Source organism: Shewanella sp. S23-S33, from assembly GCF_043359565.1.
GTDB lineage: Bacteria > Pseudomonadota > Gammaproteobacteria > Enterobacterales > Shewanellaceae > Shewanella > Shewanella oncorhynchi.
Genome location: NZ_JBHFFD010000014.1, coordinates 15,627 through 34,523, shown reverse-complemented (window position 1 = coordinate 34,523; position 18,897 = coordinate 15,627). Strand labels below are relative to the sequence as shown.

The 18,897-nt window shown below is 47.4% G+C and carries 14 protein-coding genes and 1 pseudogene; 10 read left to right on the top strand and 5 right to left on the bottom strand.

Annotated features, from left to right (window positions below; genetic code table 11):
• Positions 1-57: 57 nt before the first annotated feature.
• The 8 genes from ACHA99_RS03475 (at position 58) to ACHA99_RS03440 (ending at position 9,210) form a co-directional block, all read left to right on the top strand.
• The gene (locus ACHA99_RS03475) at positions 58-1,557 is read left to right on the top strand and encodes a CoA-acylating methylmalonate-semialdehyde dehydrogenase (RefSeq protein ID WP_011919010.1); all 1,500 of its coding nucleotides are present in this window, start codon (positions 58-60) and stop codon (positions 1,555-1,557) included.
• A gap of 88 nt (positions 1,558-1,645) precedes the next feature.
• Positions 1,646-2,803, top strand: coding sequence for an acyl-CoA dehydrogenase family protein (locus tag ACHA99_RS03470; RefSeq protein WP_393941075.1), 1,158 nt, complete (start codon positions 1,646-1,648; stop codon positions 2,801-2,803).
• A 59-nt stretch (positions 2,804-2,862) separates the two neighbouring features.
• A complete protein-coding gene (locus ACHA99_RS03465; RefSeq protein WP_011789976.1) occupies positions 2,863-3,636 on the top strand; it encodes an enoyl-CoA hydratase in 774 nt (257 codons plus the stop codon).
• Positions 3,636-4,805 carry an enoyl-CoA hydratase/isomerase family protein gene (locus ACHA99_RS03460; RefSeq protein ID WP_028760562.1) on the top strand — a complete coding sequence of 390 codons (1,170 nt, stop codon included), beginning with the start codon at positions 3,636-3,638 and terminating at the stop codon, positions 4,803-4,805. The genes ACHA99_RS03465 and ACHA99_RS03460 overlap by 1 nt, the downstream gene beginning before the upstream one ends.
• Before the next feature lie 134 nt (positions 4,806-4,939).
• Entirely contained in the window at positions 4,940-5,842 is a 903-nt protein-coding gene (gene mmsB / locus ACHA99_RS03455; protein ID WP_263180985.1) for a 3-hydroxyisobutyrate dehydrogenase, read from the top strand.
• A gap of 24 nt (positions 5,843-5,866) precedes the next feature.
• Positions 5,867-6,625, top strand: coding sequence for an SDR family oxidoreductase (locus ACHA99_RS03450; protein ID WP_011846385.1), 759 nt, complete (start codon positions 5,867-5,869; stop codon positions 6,623-6,625).
• A gap of 215 nt (positions 6,626-6,840) precedes the next feature.
• A complete protein-coding gene (locus ACHA99_RS03445) occupies positions 6,841-7,083 on the top strand; it encodes a hypothetical protein (RefSeq protein WP_028760560.1) in 243 nt (80 codons plus the stop codon).
• A 78-nt stretch (positions 7,084-7,161) separates the two neighbouring features.
• Positions 7,162-9,210, top strand: a complete 2,049-nt coding sequence (locus ACHA99_RS03440) for a S9 family peptidase (RefSeq protein WP_028760559.1) — start codon at positions 7,162-7,164, stop codon at positions 9,208-9,210.
• 33 nt (positions 9,211-9,243) lie between these two features.
• Here the strand turns inward: ACHA99_RS03440 and ACHA99_RS03435 are convergent, their stop codons facing one another.
• Positions 9,244-9,705: a Cu(I)-responsive transcriptional regulator gene (locus ACHA99_RS03435; protein WP_393941070.1), complete on the bottom strand. Its 462-nt coding sequence runs from the start codon at positions 9,703-9,705 to the stop codon at positions 9,244-9,246.
• Between the two features lie 155 nt (positions 9,706-9,860).
• Here ACHA99_RS03435 and ACHA99_RS03430 point away from each other — a divergent pair, with 155 nt between their 5' ends.
• Entirely contained in the window at positions 9,861-12,095 is a 2,235-nt protein-coding gene (locus ACHA99_RS03430; RefSeq protein ID WP_393941068.1) for a heavy metal translocating P-type ATPase, read from the top strand.
• Positions 12,096-12,477: 382 nt separating this feature from the next.
• Positions 12,478-14,070 (top strand): ABC-F family ATPase, encoded by a 1,593-nt coding sequence (locus tag ACHA99_RS03425; RefSeq protein ID WP_081729050.1) that lies wholly within the window; start codon positions 12,478-12,480, stop codon positions 14,068-14,070.
• Positions 14,071-14,244: 174 nt separating this feature from the next.
• Here the strand turns inward: ACHA99_RS03425 and ACHA99_RS03420 are convergent, their stop codons facing one another.
• The 4 genes and pseudogenes from ACHA99_RS03420 to ACHA99_RS03405 all read right to left on the bottom strand — a co-directional run bounded on the left by ACHA99_RS03420 (position 14,245) and on the right by ACHA99_RS03405 (position 18,728).
• Entirely contained in the window at positions 14,245-14,769 is a 525-nt protein-coding gene (locus ACHA99_RS03420) for a lipocalin family protein (protein WP_393941065.1), read from the bottom strand.
• A 118-nt stretch (positions 14,770-14,887) separates the two neighbouring features.
• A pseudogene (locus ACHA99_RS03415) lies at positions 14,888-15,559 on the bottom strand (DMT family transporter); the annotation flags it as partial.
• 220 nt (positions 15,560-15,779) lie between these two features.
• Positions 15,780-16,028, bottom strand: coding sequence for an EamA family transporter (locus tag ACHA99_RS03410; protein WP_011846392.1), 249 nt, complete (start codon positions 16,026-16,028; stop codon positions 15,780-15,782).
• 105 nt (positions 16,029-16,133) lie between these two features.
• The gene (locus ACHA99_RS03405; protein WP_393941063.1) at positions 16,134-18,728 is read right to left on the bottom strand and encodes an FAD-binding protein; all 2,595 of its coding nucleotides are present in this window, start codon (positions 18,726-18,728) and stop codon (positions 16,134-16,136) included.
• Between the last annotated feature and the right edge of the window lie 169 nt (positions 18,729-18,897).

Sequence of the window (18,897 nt, the reverse complement as noted above, 5' to 3'; positions counted from 1 at the left end):
AGGATAATCATAATATCGCACCGCCAGCCCATCACTCTACAAGGAAAGGATTGCAACATGACCACACAAGTAAAGCATTACATTGACGGCGAGTTTATCCAAGGTACGGGCACATCACAGATTATTGTCACCAATCCCGCGAATAACTCGCCGATTGCTGTGATTAATGCTGCCACTAGCGAAGAAGTTCACGCTGCGATTGCTAGCGCCAAAGCGGCCTTTAAAACCTGGAAAGAAGTGCCAGTGTCTGAACGCGCGCGCGTCATGTTGCGTTATCAACATCTGCTAAAAGAACATCACGACGAATTGGCGACCATTCTCGCAAAGGAAACCGGTAAAACCTTTGAAGATGCCAAGGGCGATGTGTGGCGCGGTATCGAAGTCGCTGAACACGCCTGTAACGTGGCGTCATTATTGATGGGTGAAACCGTCGAGAACGTCGCGCGTTCAATTGACACTTACAGCTACACTCAACCGCTCGGTGTGTGTGCCGGTATTACGCCATTTAACTTCCCTGCGATGATCCCGTTATGGATGTTCCCATTGGCGATTGCCTGCGGTAACACTTTCATTTTAAAGCCTTCAGAACAAGATCCTATGACGCCGCAGCGTCTGGTTGAGCTGTTTGTTGAGGCGGGCGCACCTAAGGGCGTATTGCAATTAGTGCATGGCGATAAAACAGCCGTAGATATCCTGCTGGCAGACCCTGCGATTAAAGCCATTTCCTTTGTCGGTTCTGTGGCTGTGGGTCAATATATTTATAAAACGGGTACCGATAATTTAAAACGCGTGCAAGCCTTTGCGGGCGCGAAAAACCACTGCGTTATCATGCCAGATGCAAACAAACAGCAAGTGATCAACAACTTAGTCGGCGCTTCTGTGGGCGCGGCGGGTCAGCGTTGTATGGCGATTTCGGTTGCTGTGTTTGTTGGCGCCGCTAAAGAGTGGATCCCAGAATTAAAAGAAGCCTTAGCCAAAGTTCGCCCAGGTTTATGGGACGATAAAGAAGCGGGTTATGGTCCGGTTATCAGCCCAGCCGCTAAGGCGCGAGTGCTTAAACTTATCGCCCAAGGTAAAGCCGAAGGCGCCGAGTGTTTACTCGATGGCAGCGATTTTACCGTAGAAGGTTATGAATCCGGTAATTGGATTGGCCCAACCATGTTCGATAAAGTCACCACTGAGATGAGCATTTACAAGGAAGAAATCTTCGGCCCAGTATTGTGCTGCATGGAATCAGACTCCTTAGAAGCCGCCATCGAACTCGTCAATGCCAGCCCTTATGGCAACGGCACGTCTATCTTTACCGCTAGCGGCGCGGCGGCCCGTAAATATCAACACGAAATCGAAGTCGGCCAAGTGGGGATTAACGTGCCTATTCCTGTGCCATTACCTTTCTTCTCATTTACCGGTTGGAAGGGCAGTTTCTACGGCGATCAACATGCTTATGGCAAGCAAGCGGTGCGTTTCTATACCGAGACCAAGACCATCACTTCTCGCTGGTTCGAGTCCGATATCGCCGTAGCTTCAACGCCAAATATGAGCATTAACCTACGCTAAGCTCGGTGATTAATCGATAAACCACGGCGTCTTTACGGCGCCCAATTTATTCAATAAAAAAGTGACCATAGAGTCATAGGAGAGCCCAATGGATTTTAATTTCAACGATGACCAACGCCAGTTTGCCGATCTGGCGCGCCAGTTTGCCGCGGAAGAATTAACCCCGTTCGCCGCCAAGTGGGATGAAGAACATCATTTCCCCAAAGAGGTGATCCAAAAAGCCGGTGAGCTGGGTTTTTGCTCTCTGTATTCGCCAGAATCCGAAGGTGGCATGGGTTTATCGCGCCTCGATGCCTCGATTATTTTTGAAGAACTCGCCAAGGGCTGCACCGCGACCACTGCCATGCTGACCATTCACAATATGGCCACTTGGATGGTGACGACTTGGGGCACTGAAACACTGCGTCAGACTTGGTCTGAGCCGTTAACCACAGGGCAGATGTTAGCGTCATATTGCTTAACTGAGCCGGGAGCGGGTTCGGACGCTGCATCTTTGCAAACCAAAGCGGTGCGCGACGGCGATGAATATGTGATTTCAGGTTCGAAAATGTTTATCTCAGGTGCGGGCGCCACTGAGCTTTTAGTCGTGATGTGCCGCACAGGTCAAGCTGGCCCTAAGGGGATCTCGGCCATTGCGATTCCGGCGGATGCCGCTGGTGTTATCTACGGTAAAGCCGAAGATAAAATGGGCTGGAATGCCCAGCCGACCCGTCAAATCACCTTTGAAAATGTGCGCGTGCCAGTAGCGAACTTGCTCGGTGAAGAAGGCCAAGGTTTTGCTTTTGCGATGAAAGGCTTAGACGGCGGTCGCATCAATATCGCTACCTGTTCTGTGGGTACGGCTCAGTCGGCGTTAGAGCGCGCAACTCAATATATGAATGAGCGTCAGCAATTTGGTAAACCGTTAGCGGCGTTCCAAGCGCTACAATTTAAGCTTGCCGATATGGCGACTGAATTAGTCGCAGCCCGCCAAATGGTGCGCCTTGCGGCCTTTAAACTCGACAGCGGCGATCCTGAAGCCACGGCTTATTGCGCTATGGCGAAACGCTTTGCCACTGATGTGGGTTTTCAAGTCTGCGATGCGGCGCTGCAAATTCATGGTGGATATGGTTATATAAGGGAGTACCCGCTGGAACGTCATTTCCGTGATGTGCGTGTGCATCAGATTTTAGAAGGCACTAACGAAATTATGCGCTTAATTATCGCCCGTCGTTTACTCGATGAAAATGCAGGACAAATTCTGTAATTCAACTCGCAATATGCGTGACTTACAGGTCGGCGATAACTGAAAAGGAGTCTATAAAGATGGAATATTTAGTTGAACGTATCGAAGGCCACACGGCGATTCTGACCATGAACAATCCGCCAGCCAACACTTGGACCGCCGAGAGTTTGCAGGCGCTTAAAGCCAAAGTGCTTGAGCTTAACGCCAATAAAGAGATTTACGCCTTAGTGTTAACGGGCCAAGGGCAAAAGTTCTTCTCCGCTGGCGCCGATTTAAAACTGTTTAGCGATGGTGACAAAGGTAATGCGGCAACGATGGCAAAGCATTTTGGTGAAGCCTTTGAAACCTTAAGCCAATTCCGCGGTGTGTCGATTGCCGCGATTAACGGTTATGCCATGGGCGGCGGCTTAGAAGTCGCGTTGGCCTGCGATATTCGTATCGCCGAAATTCAAGCTGTGATGGCATTGCCCGAAGCAACAGTCGGTTTATTACCCTGTGCGGGTGGCACTCAAAATCTGACCGCATTAGTCGGTGAAGGGTGGGCTAAACGGATGATTTTATGCGGCGAGCGTATCGATGCGACTCAAGCATTGAATCTACGTTTAGTGGAAGAAGTGGTCGATACTGGCGAAGCGCTTAATGCTGCAATTGCCTTAGCCGTCAAAGTGGCGAATCAAAGCCCAAGCAGCGTGACTGCGTGTAAGACGCTTATTCAAGCGGGGCGCACTATGGCGCGTAGCCAAGCGCTACCGATTGAGCGTGAGTTATTTGTCGGATTATTTGATACTGAAGATCAGGCCGAAGGCGTGAATGCGTTTTTAGGGAAACGTAAAGCTGAGTGGAGAAACCGCTAATGACGAATGTAGTAGATAATGACGTGGTCGAGCATGTCGCAAATCAGGTCACGACCACACAAAATGTGGTTTTTCAAACCTTAGCCACTGCTTCTGGCAAATTGGTTGGTGTGGTCACACTCAATGTGGAAAAAGCCCTCAATGCCTTAGATTTAGGCATGGTGCGAGCTATGACGGCGCAGCTTAATCTGTGGAAGAAAGATCCCCTTATCGCTTGCATCGTATTAGATGGCAGCGGTGAGAAGGCATTTTGTGCCGGGGGTGATGTGCGCGCTTTATACCATGCTTCCATTGCCGCTAATGGGCAAGTGACTGAGGAAGCAAAGGTTTTCTTCGAAGAGGAATATCGCCTCGATTATCTACTGCATACCTTTGGCAAACCTGTGTTGGTGTGGGGCGATGGCATTGTCATGGGCGGCGGTCTCGGTTTGATGGCGGGCGCAAGCCACAGAGTCGTTACCGAAACCTCGCGTATCGCCATGCCTGAGGTGACTATCGGCCTATATCCCGATGTGGGCGGCAGTTATTTCCTTAATCGTATGCAGGGCAAGATGGGATTGTTTTTGGGATTGACCGCCTATCAACTCAATGCCGCCGATGCCTGTTATGTGGGCCTTGCGGATCATTACCTGAACCGTGACGACAAAGAGCTGATGTTTGATGCCATGGCAACCTTAGATTGGAGCGATACGCCAGCACTTAATCATCAACGTTTAGATAGCATGATCAACGAGCTGTCTAATCAAGTGGATATTCCGAAGGGCGACAGTGTATTAGCCGAAAGCCAAGACATAATTGACAGGCTTATGGCGGGCAGTCTGCAGGATATTGCAGCACGCATGTCAACTTTGGTATCGGAAGAAAAGTGGTTAATGAAAGCGCGGGACACCTTCCTTGCGGGTAGCCCTATCAGCTGGCACTTGGTTTATATCCAAGGGCAGTTAGGGACTAAGCTTAGCTTAGCTCAATGTTTTAAATGGGAATTAACCGCGAGTGTTAACGTGTGCGCCCACGGTGATTTCTGCGAAGGCGTTCGTGCACTCTTGATTGATAAAGACAAGAAACCTCAATGGCGTTTTAAGGATGTTAACTCAGTACCCACAGCGGTACTTGAGCAAATATTGGCTTCCCCATGGGGCGAGGCGCATCCCTTTAACCAACTGAGTTAAGCGTTTAAGGGCCGAGTTGGCTAAGCGCTGTGTTTATCGGCTTAGCTAAGCTCGCTTTACTCTGTGATAATGATAACATAATCAATGGGCTAGCATTATCACAATACTAAAAAGAACAACACAGGAGTGATGGCATGAGTACAGTAGCCTTTATCGGTTTAGGTAATATGGGCGGCCCAATGGCGGCCAATTTATTAAAAGCAGGCATGACGGTTCGCGTCTTTGATTTAGTCCCTGAGGCTATGCAGCAATTGGCCGAAAAAGGCGCCTTAGTATCAAGTACCGCCTGCGGCGCTGCAGCGGGCGCAAGTGTGGTGATTACTATGCTGCCTGCGGGCAAGCATGTAAAAAACTTATATTTAGGCAATGGAACAGACAAAGGCCTACTTGAAGTGGTTGCGGGTGATACCTTGCTCATCGATTGTTCAACCATCGATGCGCAAAGCGCACAACTCGTGGCAGCCGAAGCGGCTAAAAGCGGCATCGAATTTATGGATGCACCAGTTTCTGGCGGCACGGCAGGCGCGGCAGCGGGTACTTTAACTTTTATTTGTGGTGGCTCGGATAACGCTTTTGAACGTGCGCAGCCCGTACTTAAGGCTATGGGTGTGAATATCTTCCACGCAGGCGGTCCAGGTGCGGGGCAAGTCGCAAAAATCTGCAATAACATGCTGTTATCTGTGTTGATGGTCGGTACTTCCGAAGCCCTGCAAATGGGCGTCGATCATGGCCTAGATCCCAAAGTGCTATCCGACATTATGAAGGTCAGCAGTGGCGGAAACTGGACGCTAGAGAAGTACAATCCCTGCCCAGGCGTGATGGAAACAGTGCCTTCTTCTAAGGGCTATCAGGGTGGCTTTATGGTAGATTTGATGGTCAAAGATCTCGGTCTGTCACAAGAAGCGGCATTATTGAGCAACTCTAGCACGCCAATGGGCGCTTTAGCCCGCAGCTTGTATGTCAATCATGCAAGACAAGGCAATGGTCGCCGAGATTTTTCCAGTATATTTGAACAATTTGCACCACTTAAAAAATAGACACAGATAACAAGGGATCACCAGATGGATTTAAAAGATAAGGTTGTCGTCATTACTGGCGGCGCGGGTGGCTTAGGCTTAGCAATGGCGCAAAATTTTGCGCAGGCGGGTGCTAAGATAGCGCTTATCGATGTGGACCAAGAAAAACTCGAGCGAGCCTGCGCTGAGCTTGGATCGGACACTGAAGTTCAAGGTTATGCCTTAGACATTACCGACGAAGAAGACGTCGTCGCGGGTTTTGCCTATATTCTCGAAGATTTTGGTCAAGTGAACGTGTTAGTGAACAACGCCGGTATTCTGCGTGATGGCATGTTAGTCAAAGCCAAAGACGGCAAAGTCACTGATCGTATGTCTTACGAACAATTTCAATCGGTGATCAATGTGAACCTGACCGGCAGTTTCCTCTGTGGCCGTGAGGCCGCAGCGGCCATGATTGAATCGGGTCAAGCGGGGGTGATTGTTAACATCTCTAGCCTTGCTAAGGCGGGTAATATGGGCCAATCAAATTACGCGGCCTCAAAAGCGGGTGTTGCGGCTATGTCTGTTGGCTGGGCGAAGGAGTTAGCGCGCTACAATATCCGTAGTGCAGCCGTAGCACCAGGTGTGATTGCGACCGAGATGACGGCAGCAATGAAGCCAGAAGCGTTGGAGCGTTTAGAGAAACTCGTGCCTGTTGGCCGCTTAGGTCATGCCGACGAGATAGCTTCTACCGTACGTTTTATTATTGAAAACGATTATGTTAACGGTCGTGTGTTTGAAATCGATGGTGGTATCCGTCTTTAGAGCGATATCTTATTGATTTGCATAAAAACCGAGCTTAGGCTCGGTTTTTTTATAGGGTAAATAAAGATAATGGTTCTTCTGCTCTAGCTTTCGGATTTATTTAGATTTCACTGTTGGAGTTGACATTTAGTTGTTAACCTTCAACAATCGCTCTCCCGTTTTTTTACATAACTTTACAAACATGTTGATCACATGTAATGGAGCTTGAAATCCGGATGTCTTGGCAGGAAAAAGCCCACTGGCTTGAGAAAATCACTAAGCGCATGATGTTGATCGTGGGTATCTTAGGGTTGGTTGTGATTTATTGCGGTTTCTTTTTTCTGCTCTTTAGTGGCCGCTCTGTGGCCGTGATCCCATGGTTTTTTCTTATCTCACCTTGGGTGTGTATTTATTTTGGTTTAACGCAAGTACAACAAGTGCAAGTGGTAAATTGGTTCTTAAAAAAATTTAAAAAATAACTAATTTACACATAACTCATTTCTGCAAGTTCATATTTTGTTTCGGTTTGTGCAGTTGGCAAACATTGGGGAGAAACAATGAAGCTACATGGATATTTATGGATGCTGGGGGGCTTATTTTGTTTAGGTGCTTGCGAGCGCTCGAACAAAGAGACGCCGCATCTTAGTGATAATGGCGCGCGCATAGTTGCGCCCTATGGTAGTTGGCAGTCTCCGCTATCGGCGACTGAAGTTTTTGAGCAGGCCGATAATGTGGCTGAGTTGCAAAGCGTTGATGGTGCTATTTATTTCTCTGAATCTGATGGTGAAAAACAAGGCCAAGTCGGCATTAAACGCCTCGATCAACGGGGAAAAATTACCGACATAGTGCCGCCTGCGTTTAATGTTAAATCCGCCGTTCATGAATACGGTGGTGCCGCCTTTTTGGGGATTGGTCAGAGTCTGTTTGCCACTAAGGCACAGGACCAACTGTTTTATCGTTTTGCCCCTAATCAACCCCCTTTGCCTTTAACGCCAAATGGTACTCGTCATGCAGATTGTATTGCTTACCCCAAAGGGTCGAGGATTATCTGTGTGCGCGAAGATCATCGTCAAGCGGGTGAGCCTAAGGCGAGTCTTGTTACCATTAATCTTAATTTTGCCGGTGAAGGCGATACCTTTGTTTCGGGCCATGACTTTATTTCTTCGCCAGCCATCTCGCCCGATAACAGCCAACTGGCGTGGATCACGTGGGAACATCCCTATATGCCATGGGATAATAGCGTGCTCTGGCTTGGGGATCTGGACCGTAAAGGGCAATTACACAATATTCGTAAGGTAAACACGCCCGCAGACTCTTCGGTGTCGCAGCCGTTATTTAGTCCTGATGGACAATTGTATGTCGTATCGGATATCAGTAACTGGTGGAATATCTATAGAGTCACGGCACAAAATACCTTAGACCCAGTGCTAAAGAAAAAGGCCGAGTTTGCGGTGGCTGATTGGTATTTAGGCAATCATAACTATGCCTTTGAATCTGAAAAAACAATTATTGCCAGTTATATGCTTGGTAGTCAGGCCGTTTTAATTCGATTGCATCTAGATTCAGGTCTGACCGAATCTTTGGCCGTCGACTTTGGTGAAATCACCCAAGTGATCCGAGGGGAAGATGCTGTTTATTTTGTCGGCGCTAAGGCGACGCCAGAGAAGGGCATTTATAAAGTGATCGGTCGTGGTACTGAGTTGGTGTATACCCCTAACTTACCAAAACTTAATCCCAACTATATCTCCCGTGCTAAAAATATTACTTTTAAAACAGGTGCTAACCAGCAAGCTTACGGTTATTTTTATGGTCCGGTTAACCCCAACTATACTGCGCCTAATGATACCCGTCCGCCCTTGATTGTAATGTTGCACGGCGGCCCAACGGCGCGGGCGAGTCTGGCTTATCGCAGTGACATTCAATTTTGGACCAGCCGAGGCTTTGCGGTTCTCGATGTTAATTTCCGTGGCAGCAGTGGTTTTGGCCGTGCTTACCGTCAAAGTATCTACGGAAAATGGGGCCAAGTTGATGTGGAAGATGCGGTCAATGCGGCCCGGTATTTAGTTGATAAAGGTTGGGTTGATGGACAAAAGCTGGCGATTCGAGGTGTTAGCGCTGGTGGGTTAACTGTGATGTCGTCCTTGGCATTTTATGATGTATTTCAAGCGGGGGTGAGCTATGCGGGGATCAGTGACTTTGAACAGCTCGCCAAGAGTACCCATAAATTCGAGACTGGCTACTTAGATCTGCTCATCGGCCCCTATGGTGAAAATCAAGCCCGCTATAGGGAACTGTCGCCCCTGCATCACCTTGAAGGATTGAATGAGCCTTTATTAATTTTTCAAGGATTACGTGACCAAATCGTACCACCACAGCAGTCGCGGCAGATTTATGAGGCATTGAAAGTGAGAGGCGTACCCACGGCTTATATCGCTTATCAGGATGAACCCCACGGCGGTTGGAAACCTGAGCACAAGGCCGCAGGATTAGAAACTGAGCTGGCATTTTATGGGCAAGTGTTTAACTTTACCCCTGCGGGTAAGCTTGCAACACTGGTACTGGATAACGCCGCGGCGCTAAAGCCAACTATAGTGAGAAGTCAATAACGCGGTATTTACCGTTATTGAACTTGGCCATCACTATTGCGATTGGCTTTTACTGCAACACTCAGAGCCAGCATTTTGCTGGCTCTTGTGATTTTCATGGCTGCCATGAGTCTCGTGACTTAGGCTGTCGATAATGGCGCAGTGGGGCTGATCGCCGCCTTGGCATTGGGTCACCATGTGCTGTAATTGCGCCCTAAGCTGCTGTAGCTTATTGATTTGCTGCTCGACATAGGCAAGGTGAGTTTGGGTAAGCTGCTTAACGTCCTCGGCATTACGGCTTTCATTGCCCTTAAGACCAAGCAAGGATTTGCAATCCTCTAGGCTAAAACCTAAGTCGCGACATTGATGCACAAACTTAAGTGCTTCAATATCTTGATGGCGATAAACTCGATAACCCGCCTCATTGCGCTCGCCGCACACTAAGCCAATATCATGATAATAACGGATACTCTTAACACTTAAGCCCGTTTGTTTCGCCACTTCACCTATCTTCATTTTGACCTCTATTTTTCCAACTGATTGGTATCACCCATTTCGCCCTGCAATTAATTGTCGATGTGATCACATTGAGCAAATTCATCCTTGACTCTCCAGTGATGGGAGACTTTATCTTAGACCTATAGTGTGAAACATCAAGTGAGGGATCTCCCATGTCTATGACCAGACTCTATGTCGCCAATATGAATTGCGCTGGCTGCGTCGCAAAAATTGAAAAGGCGTTTACCGCCCAAGCGGGCGTTGAAGCGCGTGTGAATCTCGCCGATAAGCAAGTGACGGTAGAAGGCAAGATGAGCGTTGATACCGCCTTGGCTGTGATGGCAAATGCGGGTTATCCGGCGCAGGTCGTTATTGATGCTAAAGTCGCCGCCGAAGAAAAACGCCTTGAAGATGCCGCCGAGTATCGATTGCGGATGCGCCAAGCTATCGCTGCGCTCGTTGTGGGTGTGCCCATGATGCTGTGGGGATTACTGGGCGGTGAAATGATGATCAACAGCCCAAATCTGCAGTTAGGCTGGGGCATCATGGGACTGGTCACTTTGGCTTTACTCATCACCACAGGTGGACATTTCTACCAAGGTATGTGGCGGGCGCTCAAAGCCAAAACCACCAACATGGATACGCTGATTGTGCTGGGCACCAGTACCGCGTGGGCCTATTCCATGCTGGTGGTCATTATGCCGAGCGCATTCCCTATGGATACTCGCCATGTATACTTTGAGGCGAGTGTGATGATCTTAGGTTTGATTAACTTAGGTCATGGACTCGAACTCAAAGCGCGGGGCAAAACCAGCGAAGCGGTGCAGCGACTGCTCGGGTTGCAATCCACTACTGCGATTCGTATTACGGATAAGGGTGATGAAAAGGTTGAGATAAGTCAGTTGAAACTGGGCGATAAGCTGCGTTTGCGCCCCGGTGACCGAGTTGCCCTCGATGGTGAGGTCGAAACGGGGCAATCCTTGCTCGATGAAGCCATGCTCACAGGTGAGCCTATTCCCGTGCTTAAAAATCGGGGAGATAGTCTGAGCGCGGGCACAGTCAATGGCAATGGCAGCTTAGTTTACCGAGTTACGGCTGGGCAACAAGATACTAAGCTCGCCAAAATCATTGCACTGGTGCAACAGGCACAAACGTCAAAATTACCCATAGGTCGATTGGCCGATAAGATCTCCGCGGTATTTGTCCCGACTGTGGTGGTGATAGCACTACTGGCGGCGGCTATTTGGTATTTTGCAGGTCCAGCGCCCGCCTTAAGCCATGCGTTAGTGGTGCTGACGAGTGTGCTTATCATAGCTTGTCCCTGTGCGCTGGGGCTGGCTACGCCTATGTCTATCATGGTGGCTGTGGGCCGCGCAGCCCAAATGGGCGTGTTAGTCAAAAATGGCGAGGCACTGCAAACCGCCAGTAAAGTTGATTGTGTGGTGCTGGATAAAACCGGTACGGTCACCTTAGGTAAGCCGCAAGTCACTGACTTTGTATTAGTACAAACACTGAGTGATGCCGATAAAGAAACCTTGCTGGGCGAAATCGCAAGCCTTGAGCAGCACTCTGAGCATCCGTTAGCGGGGGCGATTGTCAGTTATGCCAAGGAATCACTCCCACAATTACCCGACACACAGGCATTTACGAACCATCAAGGAAAGGGGATTGAGGGCAAGGTCGATGGCGTATCGCTGGCGATTGGTAATCTTGCCTTGATGACTGCATTGGAGATTGTCAATTCCGATGGCAGTGCCTTAGATCCTAACGCGACATTAAGTTTTGCGCACCAAGGTAAAACCCCGATTTATATCGCTAAAGCGGGCAAGTTAGTGGCCACTATTGCGCTGGCTGATCCGATTAAACCCGATGCCAAAGAAGCCATCGCGGCCATGCTGCAAAGGGGCATTCGCGTGGTGCTGTTAACGGGGGATAACCCACAAACGGCGCAGGCGGTGGCCGACCAAGTGGGCATCACCGAAGTGATTGCTGGTGTACTACCCGAGCAAAAACAACAGCATGTGCTGGATTTACAAAAGCAAGGGCATGTGGTGGCTATGGTTGGGGATGGCATTAATGATGCGCCAGCTCTGATGAGCGCCGATGTTGGGATCGCGATGGGATCGGGCACTGAGGTGGCGATTGAAAGTGCGGATATCACCTTGCTGTCGCAGCAATTGATAGTGATTGCTAACTTATTGGCATTGTCGCGGGCGACGATTACCAATATTAAGCAGAATCTGTTCGGCGCCTTTGTGTATAACAGTTTGGGTATTCCGGTTGCGGCGGGCGTGCTTTATCCACTTACGGGCATGTTATTAAGCCCTGTGATTGCGGGTGCAGCCATGGCTTTGTCTTCACTGACTGTCGTCACGAACGCCAACCGCTTAAGACGACAGAAGTTATAAGTTGTCGATACCTAAGCTAACTTAAAATGTTGAAACGGGTATCTTGAGTTAGCTTAGGGCTATGTCCACATTAGCACTTACCACATAAGTCCTTAGCGTCGGCAAGCTTTACGACGCTAAGGGTCATCAGATTGTCATTCTGCTCGAATACATTGAAAGCTAAGTCAATAGGGTAAAATTAATTACGCTTCTCATACAGGCATAGTGCGGCGATTTCGGCATTCCCTCTGGCTTTCTAGCCGCCTTTTTAGTTGATAATTTAGCCCAAACTGCTATAGTGCCACGTTTATTTTTACCCCTTCGGCATAGCGTTATTTGGTTTATGCTTATTTAAAGCGGCGCCAGCGGGCTCGGCCAACATTACTCGATTTGGAAGTTCATTTTGATCACAACAGCAAATATCACCATGCAGTTCGGCGCTAAGCCACTGTTTGAAAACATCTCAGTTAAATTTGGCGGTGGTAACCGTTACGGTCTTATCGGCGCGAATGGCTGTGGTAAATCGACCTTCATGAAGATCCTGTGTGGTGATCTAGACCCTAGCAGCGGTAACGTCTCGTTAGATGTGAATGAGCGTCTGGGTAAATTAAGCCAGAACCAGTTCGGTTATGAGGAATTCAACCTGATCGATACCGTGATCATGGGCCACCGCGAACTGTGGAAGGTAAAGCAAGAACGTGATCGTATTTATTCTTTACCCGAAATGAGTGAAGAAGATGGCATTACCGTCGCCAACCTAGAGATGGATTTTGCTGAGATGGACGGTTATACCGCCGAATCCCGTGCAGGCGAATTACTGTTAGGTGTAGGTATCGGAATTGAAAGCCATTTTGGTTTGATGTCTGAAATCGCACCGGGTTTAAAACTGCGTGTATTGTTAGCACAAGCCCTGTTCTCTGATCCAGACGTGCTGCTGCTCGACGAACCGACCAACAACTTGGACATCGACACTATCCGTTGGTTACAAGACATGTTGAACCAACGTAGCAGTACTATGGTGATTATTTCCCATGATAGATATTTCTTAAACTCAGTCTGTACGCACATGGCTGACTTAGACTACGGCGAACTGCGTGTTTACCCTGGTAACTACGACGAATACATGCAAGCAGCGACTCAAGCTCGTGAGCGTTTATTGTCTGATAATGCGAAGAAAAAAGCCCAGATCTCTGAACTGCAAACCTTCGTAGCACGCTTCTCGGCTAACGCTTCTAAAGCGAAACAAGCCACCTCTCGTGCCCGTCAAATCGACAAGATTAAGTTAGATGAAGTAAAAGCATCTAGCCGTGTGAACCCCTTCATTCGTTTTGAGCAAGAGAAGAAATTGTTCCGTAATGCCTTAGTGATTGAAAACCTAACTAAAGGCTACGACACTCCGTTATTCAAAGACTTAAACTTAATTGTTGAAGTGGGCGAGCGCATTGCGGTATTGGGTGAAAACGGCGTCGGTAAAACAACCCTGTTACGTACCCTGATCCATGACATCCCGCAGGATGCAGGTACTATCCAATGGTCTGAAAACGCTAACATTGGTTATTATGCACAGGATCATGAGTCTGATTTCGCTAACGAAATGACCTTGTTCGAGTGGATGAGCCAATGGCGCAAGCCAGAAGATGACGACCAATCGGTACGTGGCATCTTAGGCCGTATGTTATTTGGCTCTGACGACATTAAAAAGTCAGTCAAAGTGCTGTCTGGTGGTGAGAAAGGTCGTATGTTATTCGGCAAGCTCATCATGCAAAAAGCCAACATTTTAGTGCTCGACGAACCGACCAATCACATGGATATGGAATCGATTGAATCACTAAACAACGCGCTGGAAATGTACGAAGGGACCTTGATTTTCGTGAGTCATGACCGTGCATTCGTATCGTCTCTGGCAAACCGTATCCTTGAAGTCACTCACTCAGGCGTGAATGATTTCAGAGGCACTTACGATGAGTTCCTTGCCAGCAAAGGCATTGAAGTCTAACGCTATTTGTTATTTAGCTGCATGTGTAAATACATGCATTTAAATACAGTGCAGCTAAATACAGCATAAATAAAAACGCCGCAATGCATTGCGGCGTTTTTGTATCCATTGGCTGTCTTTTTATCTAGCGATTAGCTTTTCGCCCACTCGATTTTAGTGCATTGGTGGCACTCGTTAGGGCGCTGACTCTTGCTGCACATAAATCAAATTGTCGGTATTAAAGCCGCGGGCTTTAGACATTTCAACAAACTTTTGCAACACCTCGGGTGGCACAGTCGGGGTTTTAGCCAATAGCCACAAATAACCCGTGTCGGGTCCCGATATAAAAGCGTATTGATAGTTTTCATGATCTAATTCGAAGACCACATACGATCCATAAAATGGCCCAAAGAAGGAGACTTTTAAATAGCCTTCTGAATCCCCATTCACAAAATAGGCCTTTCCTTCGGCTTCTTTCCATTCATTTTTAGCCGCGGAAAATCCACGGTTAATGACCCTAACACCACCATCCTCTTTCAGGCTGTATTCTGCGCTAACTTGGCTTAAGCCACTTTCAAATGAATGATCTAATCGTGCAATTTCGTACCATTTACCTAAGAATTTATTCAGCTCAAAATCATTCACGGGTTGAACCAGTTTAGGCATGCCTAAGCAACCGCTGAGCAAAAATATACTAATGAATAACAGTAGCTTTCTCAATTTAACCTCCTGATCTTAAGTCTTAGTCGCACGTCTTAAGTGCAATGTTCAATCAATCCTCTATCGAGCTTACACTATTTCTTCACATTATTTCAGCTACTTGGCAAAGTGTTGTTGGTTAGCCGCTCGTAATCAATACGTTGCGCTGACTGATAAAGCCTTGGCTAATGCCGGCGAGAAGAATTAAGCCGACACCGATTAATTGCATTGGGCTTAAGCTTTCACCAAATATCCACCATGCTAACGTCACTACGATAACCGGTTCCACATAGGCGAGGGTGCCAAAAGTGACCGCAGGTAATTGGCGTAGGGCTTTTACCGCCAGCAAAATGGCTAAAAATCCGGGGAAGAATCCAATCGCAATTAACCAACCCATTTGCGGCAAACTTGGCGTCAGCGGTGTATTTATCACTAAGGGCAGTAGGCACAAAGCGCCGACACTAAGCTGCACTAAAGTGCTCTGGTAGGGCGAACTCAGGCTAGGTTTTCGGTTGATTAACATAAAACCGCAGTAGGTTAATAAGGCGAGTAGGGAATAAAAATAGCCTAATAATTCAGTATGATCGCTCGCTTGCTGCGGCCCTGTTGGGATCATTAACATAAAGCCCATCAGCGCGACCACTACGCTTGCCATGCTTAAGCGGGTGAGTTTCTCGGCAAAGAAATAATGGGCGAAAATAGCCGACACCACAGGGGCTAAGTAAATAATCATGATCACATTGGCCATTTGGGTGTACTGAATGGCTTCAATATAAAACGCCATAAAGCCCGCGAGCATAGCGCCATTTATATACCCAAGCTACCTCAAGATACGAGTTTCAGAGCGCCTAGGGTGCTTCAATTCAAGGCGCATCAATGACAAAATGTCGGCTACCTTTTGAATTGATGCAACACGGAAGTGGAGTGCCCTAGGCGCTCCGTCCCGGCGGTTTTTAACGCACTTTTTGCTGTGTTGGTTATTTTTAACTTAGTCCACTAGGTCCGCAAATAACCGCCTTGCCTAAAGTGCGTTAAATTTCCGCTGAATCCTGCATTTTGAGGTTGTTTGGGTATAAGTTGCGTTTACTCGGTCTATGGCGAATCTGATGGCCTTTACCTGTGAGCAGCATATAAGCCAATAGAAATAGGGCACCGAGCAGTAAGCGGTAGAAGGTAATGTGCTCGGCGGGCAGGGCGGCAAAGCGCGCTAATACACCGATTGTGCCCATAAGAATGGCCGCCAATAGGGCAAAAATGATAGCTAAAGCTGAGCTTGGCATAGATAACCTACAACAGAGTGAACAGAGAGTTAAGGGGCGACACCGTCCTGTGGACGGCGTCGATTTTGCCTTAAAAACTCACCCTAGGCTATGCCGATATATTAACTAAATAATGCTTTTACGTGAGCGGAAATGGTTAAAGCTATCTTGGCTGTAGGCCGCCTTAATCCGTTTTAACGCGGCGTAATTGTGGTCAAAGTACACATCTGTAGGGATGCCCTTATCTTTGAAACTGATAAAAGCGCCCGAGGTGTTGGGGATGTCATAGTTTCGGCTGGCATCAATCCAATCGAGCGCACGATTAATGCGGGTAAACACTTGGCTATCCTGCAATTGTTGCTTCTCTTGCAGGGCGTTATTCCACCAAGTTTGATATTGAATTGTGTATTGTCTGTCCTTGTAGGGGAAGGCGCTACGGCTCTTTTGCTCTTCGCCCATAGTGCGATAATAATCACCCGCAATGGCGCCAAGGGTAACATAGGTAAATAGCCCTAATTGACGATTACCTTCAAGCACATAGCGAGAAGTTAAGCTTTCAAGCAGTGGCTTATAACCGTCCCTGAGCCCCGTTTGATTCACTAAGCGCGAGGTGACTTTATGGGGCGCGGGTTCATCCACATCGGTTGGATTAGGTGAGCGGTTTATGCCTTGTAAGTCAGCTTGCAGATGATGAAAAGATTCCCTTTCCCAACTGGGCATAAGGTTTTCACCGTAGGCTTTGGTGAGTCCGCCCATACCCTCAATGCGAATATCATTGGGGACTAGGCCAAATTCATTAAATTGTGTCTGGATAAAGTGGTTTAGGCTGGCGGAATTGCCCTCCCAAAAACCATACATCAAGCAGTTATGTGTAATTGACTCAGTGTCTATGTCGGGTGTTTTGTGTTGTTCTATGGGTAAATGTTTGGCATTAATCTTGAGATTAGTGCCAATCAAACAGCCAGTGCTGTCGGCATTTATGATGGCTTCCCAGCGCTGTAAAATGTCTTTGGTTGGGGTGTGCTCAATAAGTTCATGGGTTTGTTTATCGTAGCAATTCCATTCTAATTCAAACTTGATAAGGCAAGGCGGTAGTGGAAAGGTTTGCACAAAAAAGCGGGTCACTATGCCGTAACTTAACCCACCGCCACCCTTGAGCGCCCAGAGTAACTCAGGTTTATTGGCAACCGAGACGACTTGAGTTTCACCAATACCGAGGACAATTTCTGCCTGTAATAGGGATTCGCAGCACATGCCGTGTTTGCGGGTCCAAGGTCCTGAGCCGCCGCCCATAATAAATCCCGCTATGGCAACACTGCCACAGGTGCTATGGGGGATCATCACGCCTTGTTTGGCAAGGGCAGTGGTGAGATTGATAAAACGATTACCTGGTCCAATGGCCGCAATACCTGTGATGGGATCTAAAGTGAGGCTATCCATCTTCAACAGATCTAACACTACGGTATTCGTTTCAGTGCTTTCACCTTCGTGATCATTCCCACCCGAGCGCACGCTGATCGGCAAGTTATAATCGATGGCCGCCTTATAGGCGATTTTGACTTCTTCAGTAGACGTGCATTTGATGATCGCCAGTGGTTTTTTTTGTAATCTGCGGTTGAACAGTTGGCAAGCCTGTTGGTAGGCAATCATTTGCTTACCTGTGCTGACCGAGAGTTGCTGCTCACTATAATAATGGCCACCGGTAATAATATTGTCGGCCGGAATGTGTGCGCGAACTTCATTGATGAAATTAACAAAGTTTTTGGCTTGAGTGATCACTAAGTTTTCACTAATACGCACTTCAGCACTTAATTCTTCTTCGGTCGATTGAATAATCAAACAATCCCGTTCGAGTTCATTTGCAACGGTGACTTTAATATTAGAGCGATAGGCTGTCAGCGATTTAAACACTTCAACATTGAGTGTAATATCCGCTTGATTACTCGCCGTGTAATTCACTAAATAACTAAAATTAGGCCAAGTGTTATAGTTACATTCAATAATATAGGCTCGGCGTTCGTGGGGTGGAATAATCTTAGGCAGTTGTTGATTATAAGTGTTGCTATCCGTAGTGGTTTTTATGAATTGATGTTCAGTATCATTAAATATGACCAGCAGCACTTTTTGTCTTTTAAGTGGGATAAAGTTTTCACCACGAATATTATGTGCATCTTGATGCTGATAAATGTAGAGGTTATTTTCGTTAATCGATTTTTGTTGCGCTGGATTACGGTAATAGTCAACGATTTCAGTTCGGGTTAATAATCGATTGAGCAAGGTGATGCCAAATATTTCACCATCGAAATGTGTATCGCGATGATTCGGTAAAGACACGTTTTCAACTAAAAATTCATTGTCGGCAACCAGTGACAGATTATTGAGTTGTGTATGGGTAATTTCACCATCCACATAACAATTGATTTCATGGTATTCATGGCAGATAGACAATAAGTGCCACTGGCCATCGTTGAGTCCACCTAAGGTTGATATTGCTTCAACTCGCAGTAAGGTAGTATTAATCACGCATTCAATATGCCCAAGTGAATTAATATCCACCGCGAAATAGGTATCTTCTCGATCGGTTTTATAATGGAACACACGCCCACCTGCGCTGGTTTTCAACCAACACTGGTAAGTGAATATGGCAAGTGGTGACGTGCTCACGGGTAAGCTTTTTTCAATCACTGCCCGTATATTTCTTGATGCCTCAAGCTTGTCCATATTCATGAGTCCTTTCGTGTGCTTTGCGTGTTTTCCTCAATGCGGTAAAGCGCTACTGAGGTCATTCATCCCGTTGTTTATCAATTGCGGGTAACTAAGCCGCGGGTAACTATGTTTTGGGTCAATCAGTTTTGGGTAAATCAGTTGCGGGCAAACAAGTCGCCAATTA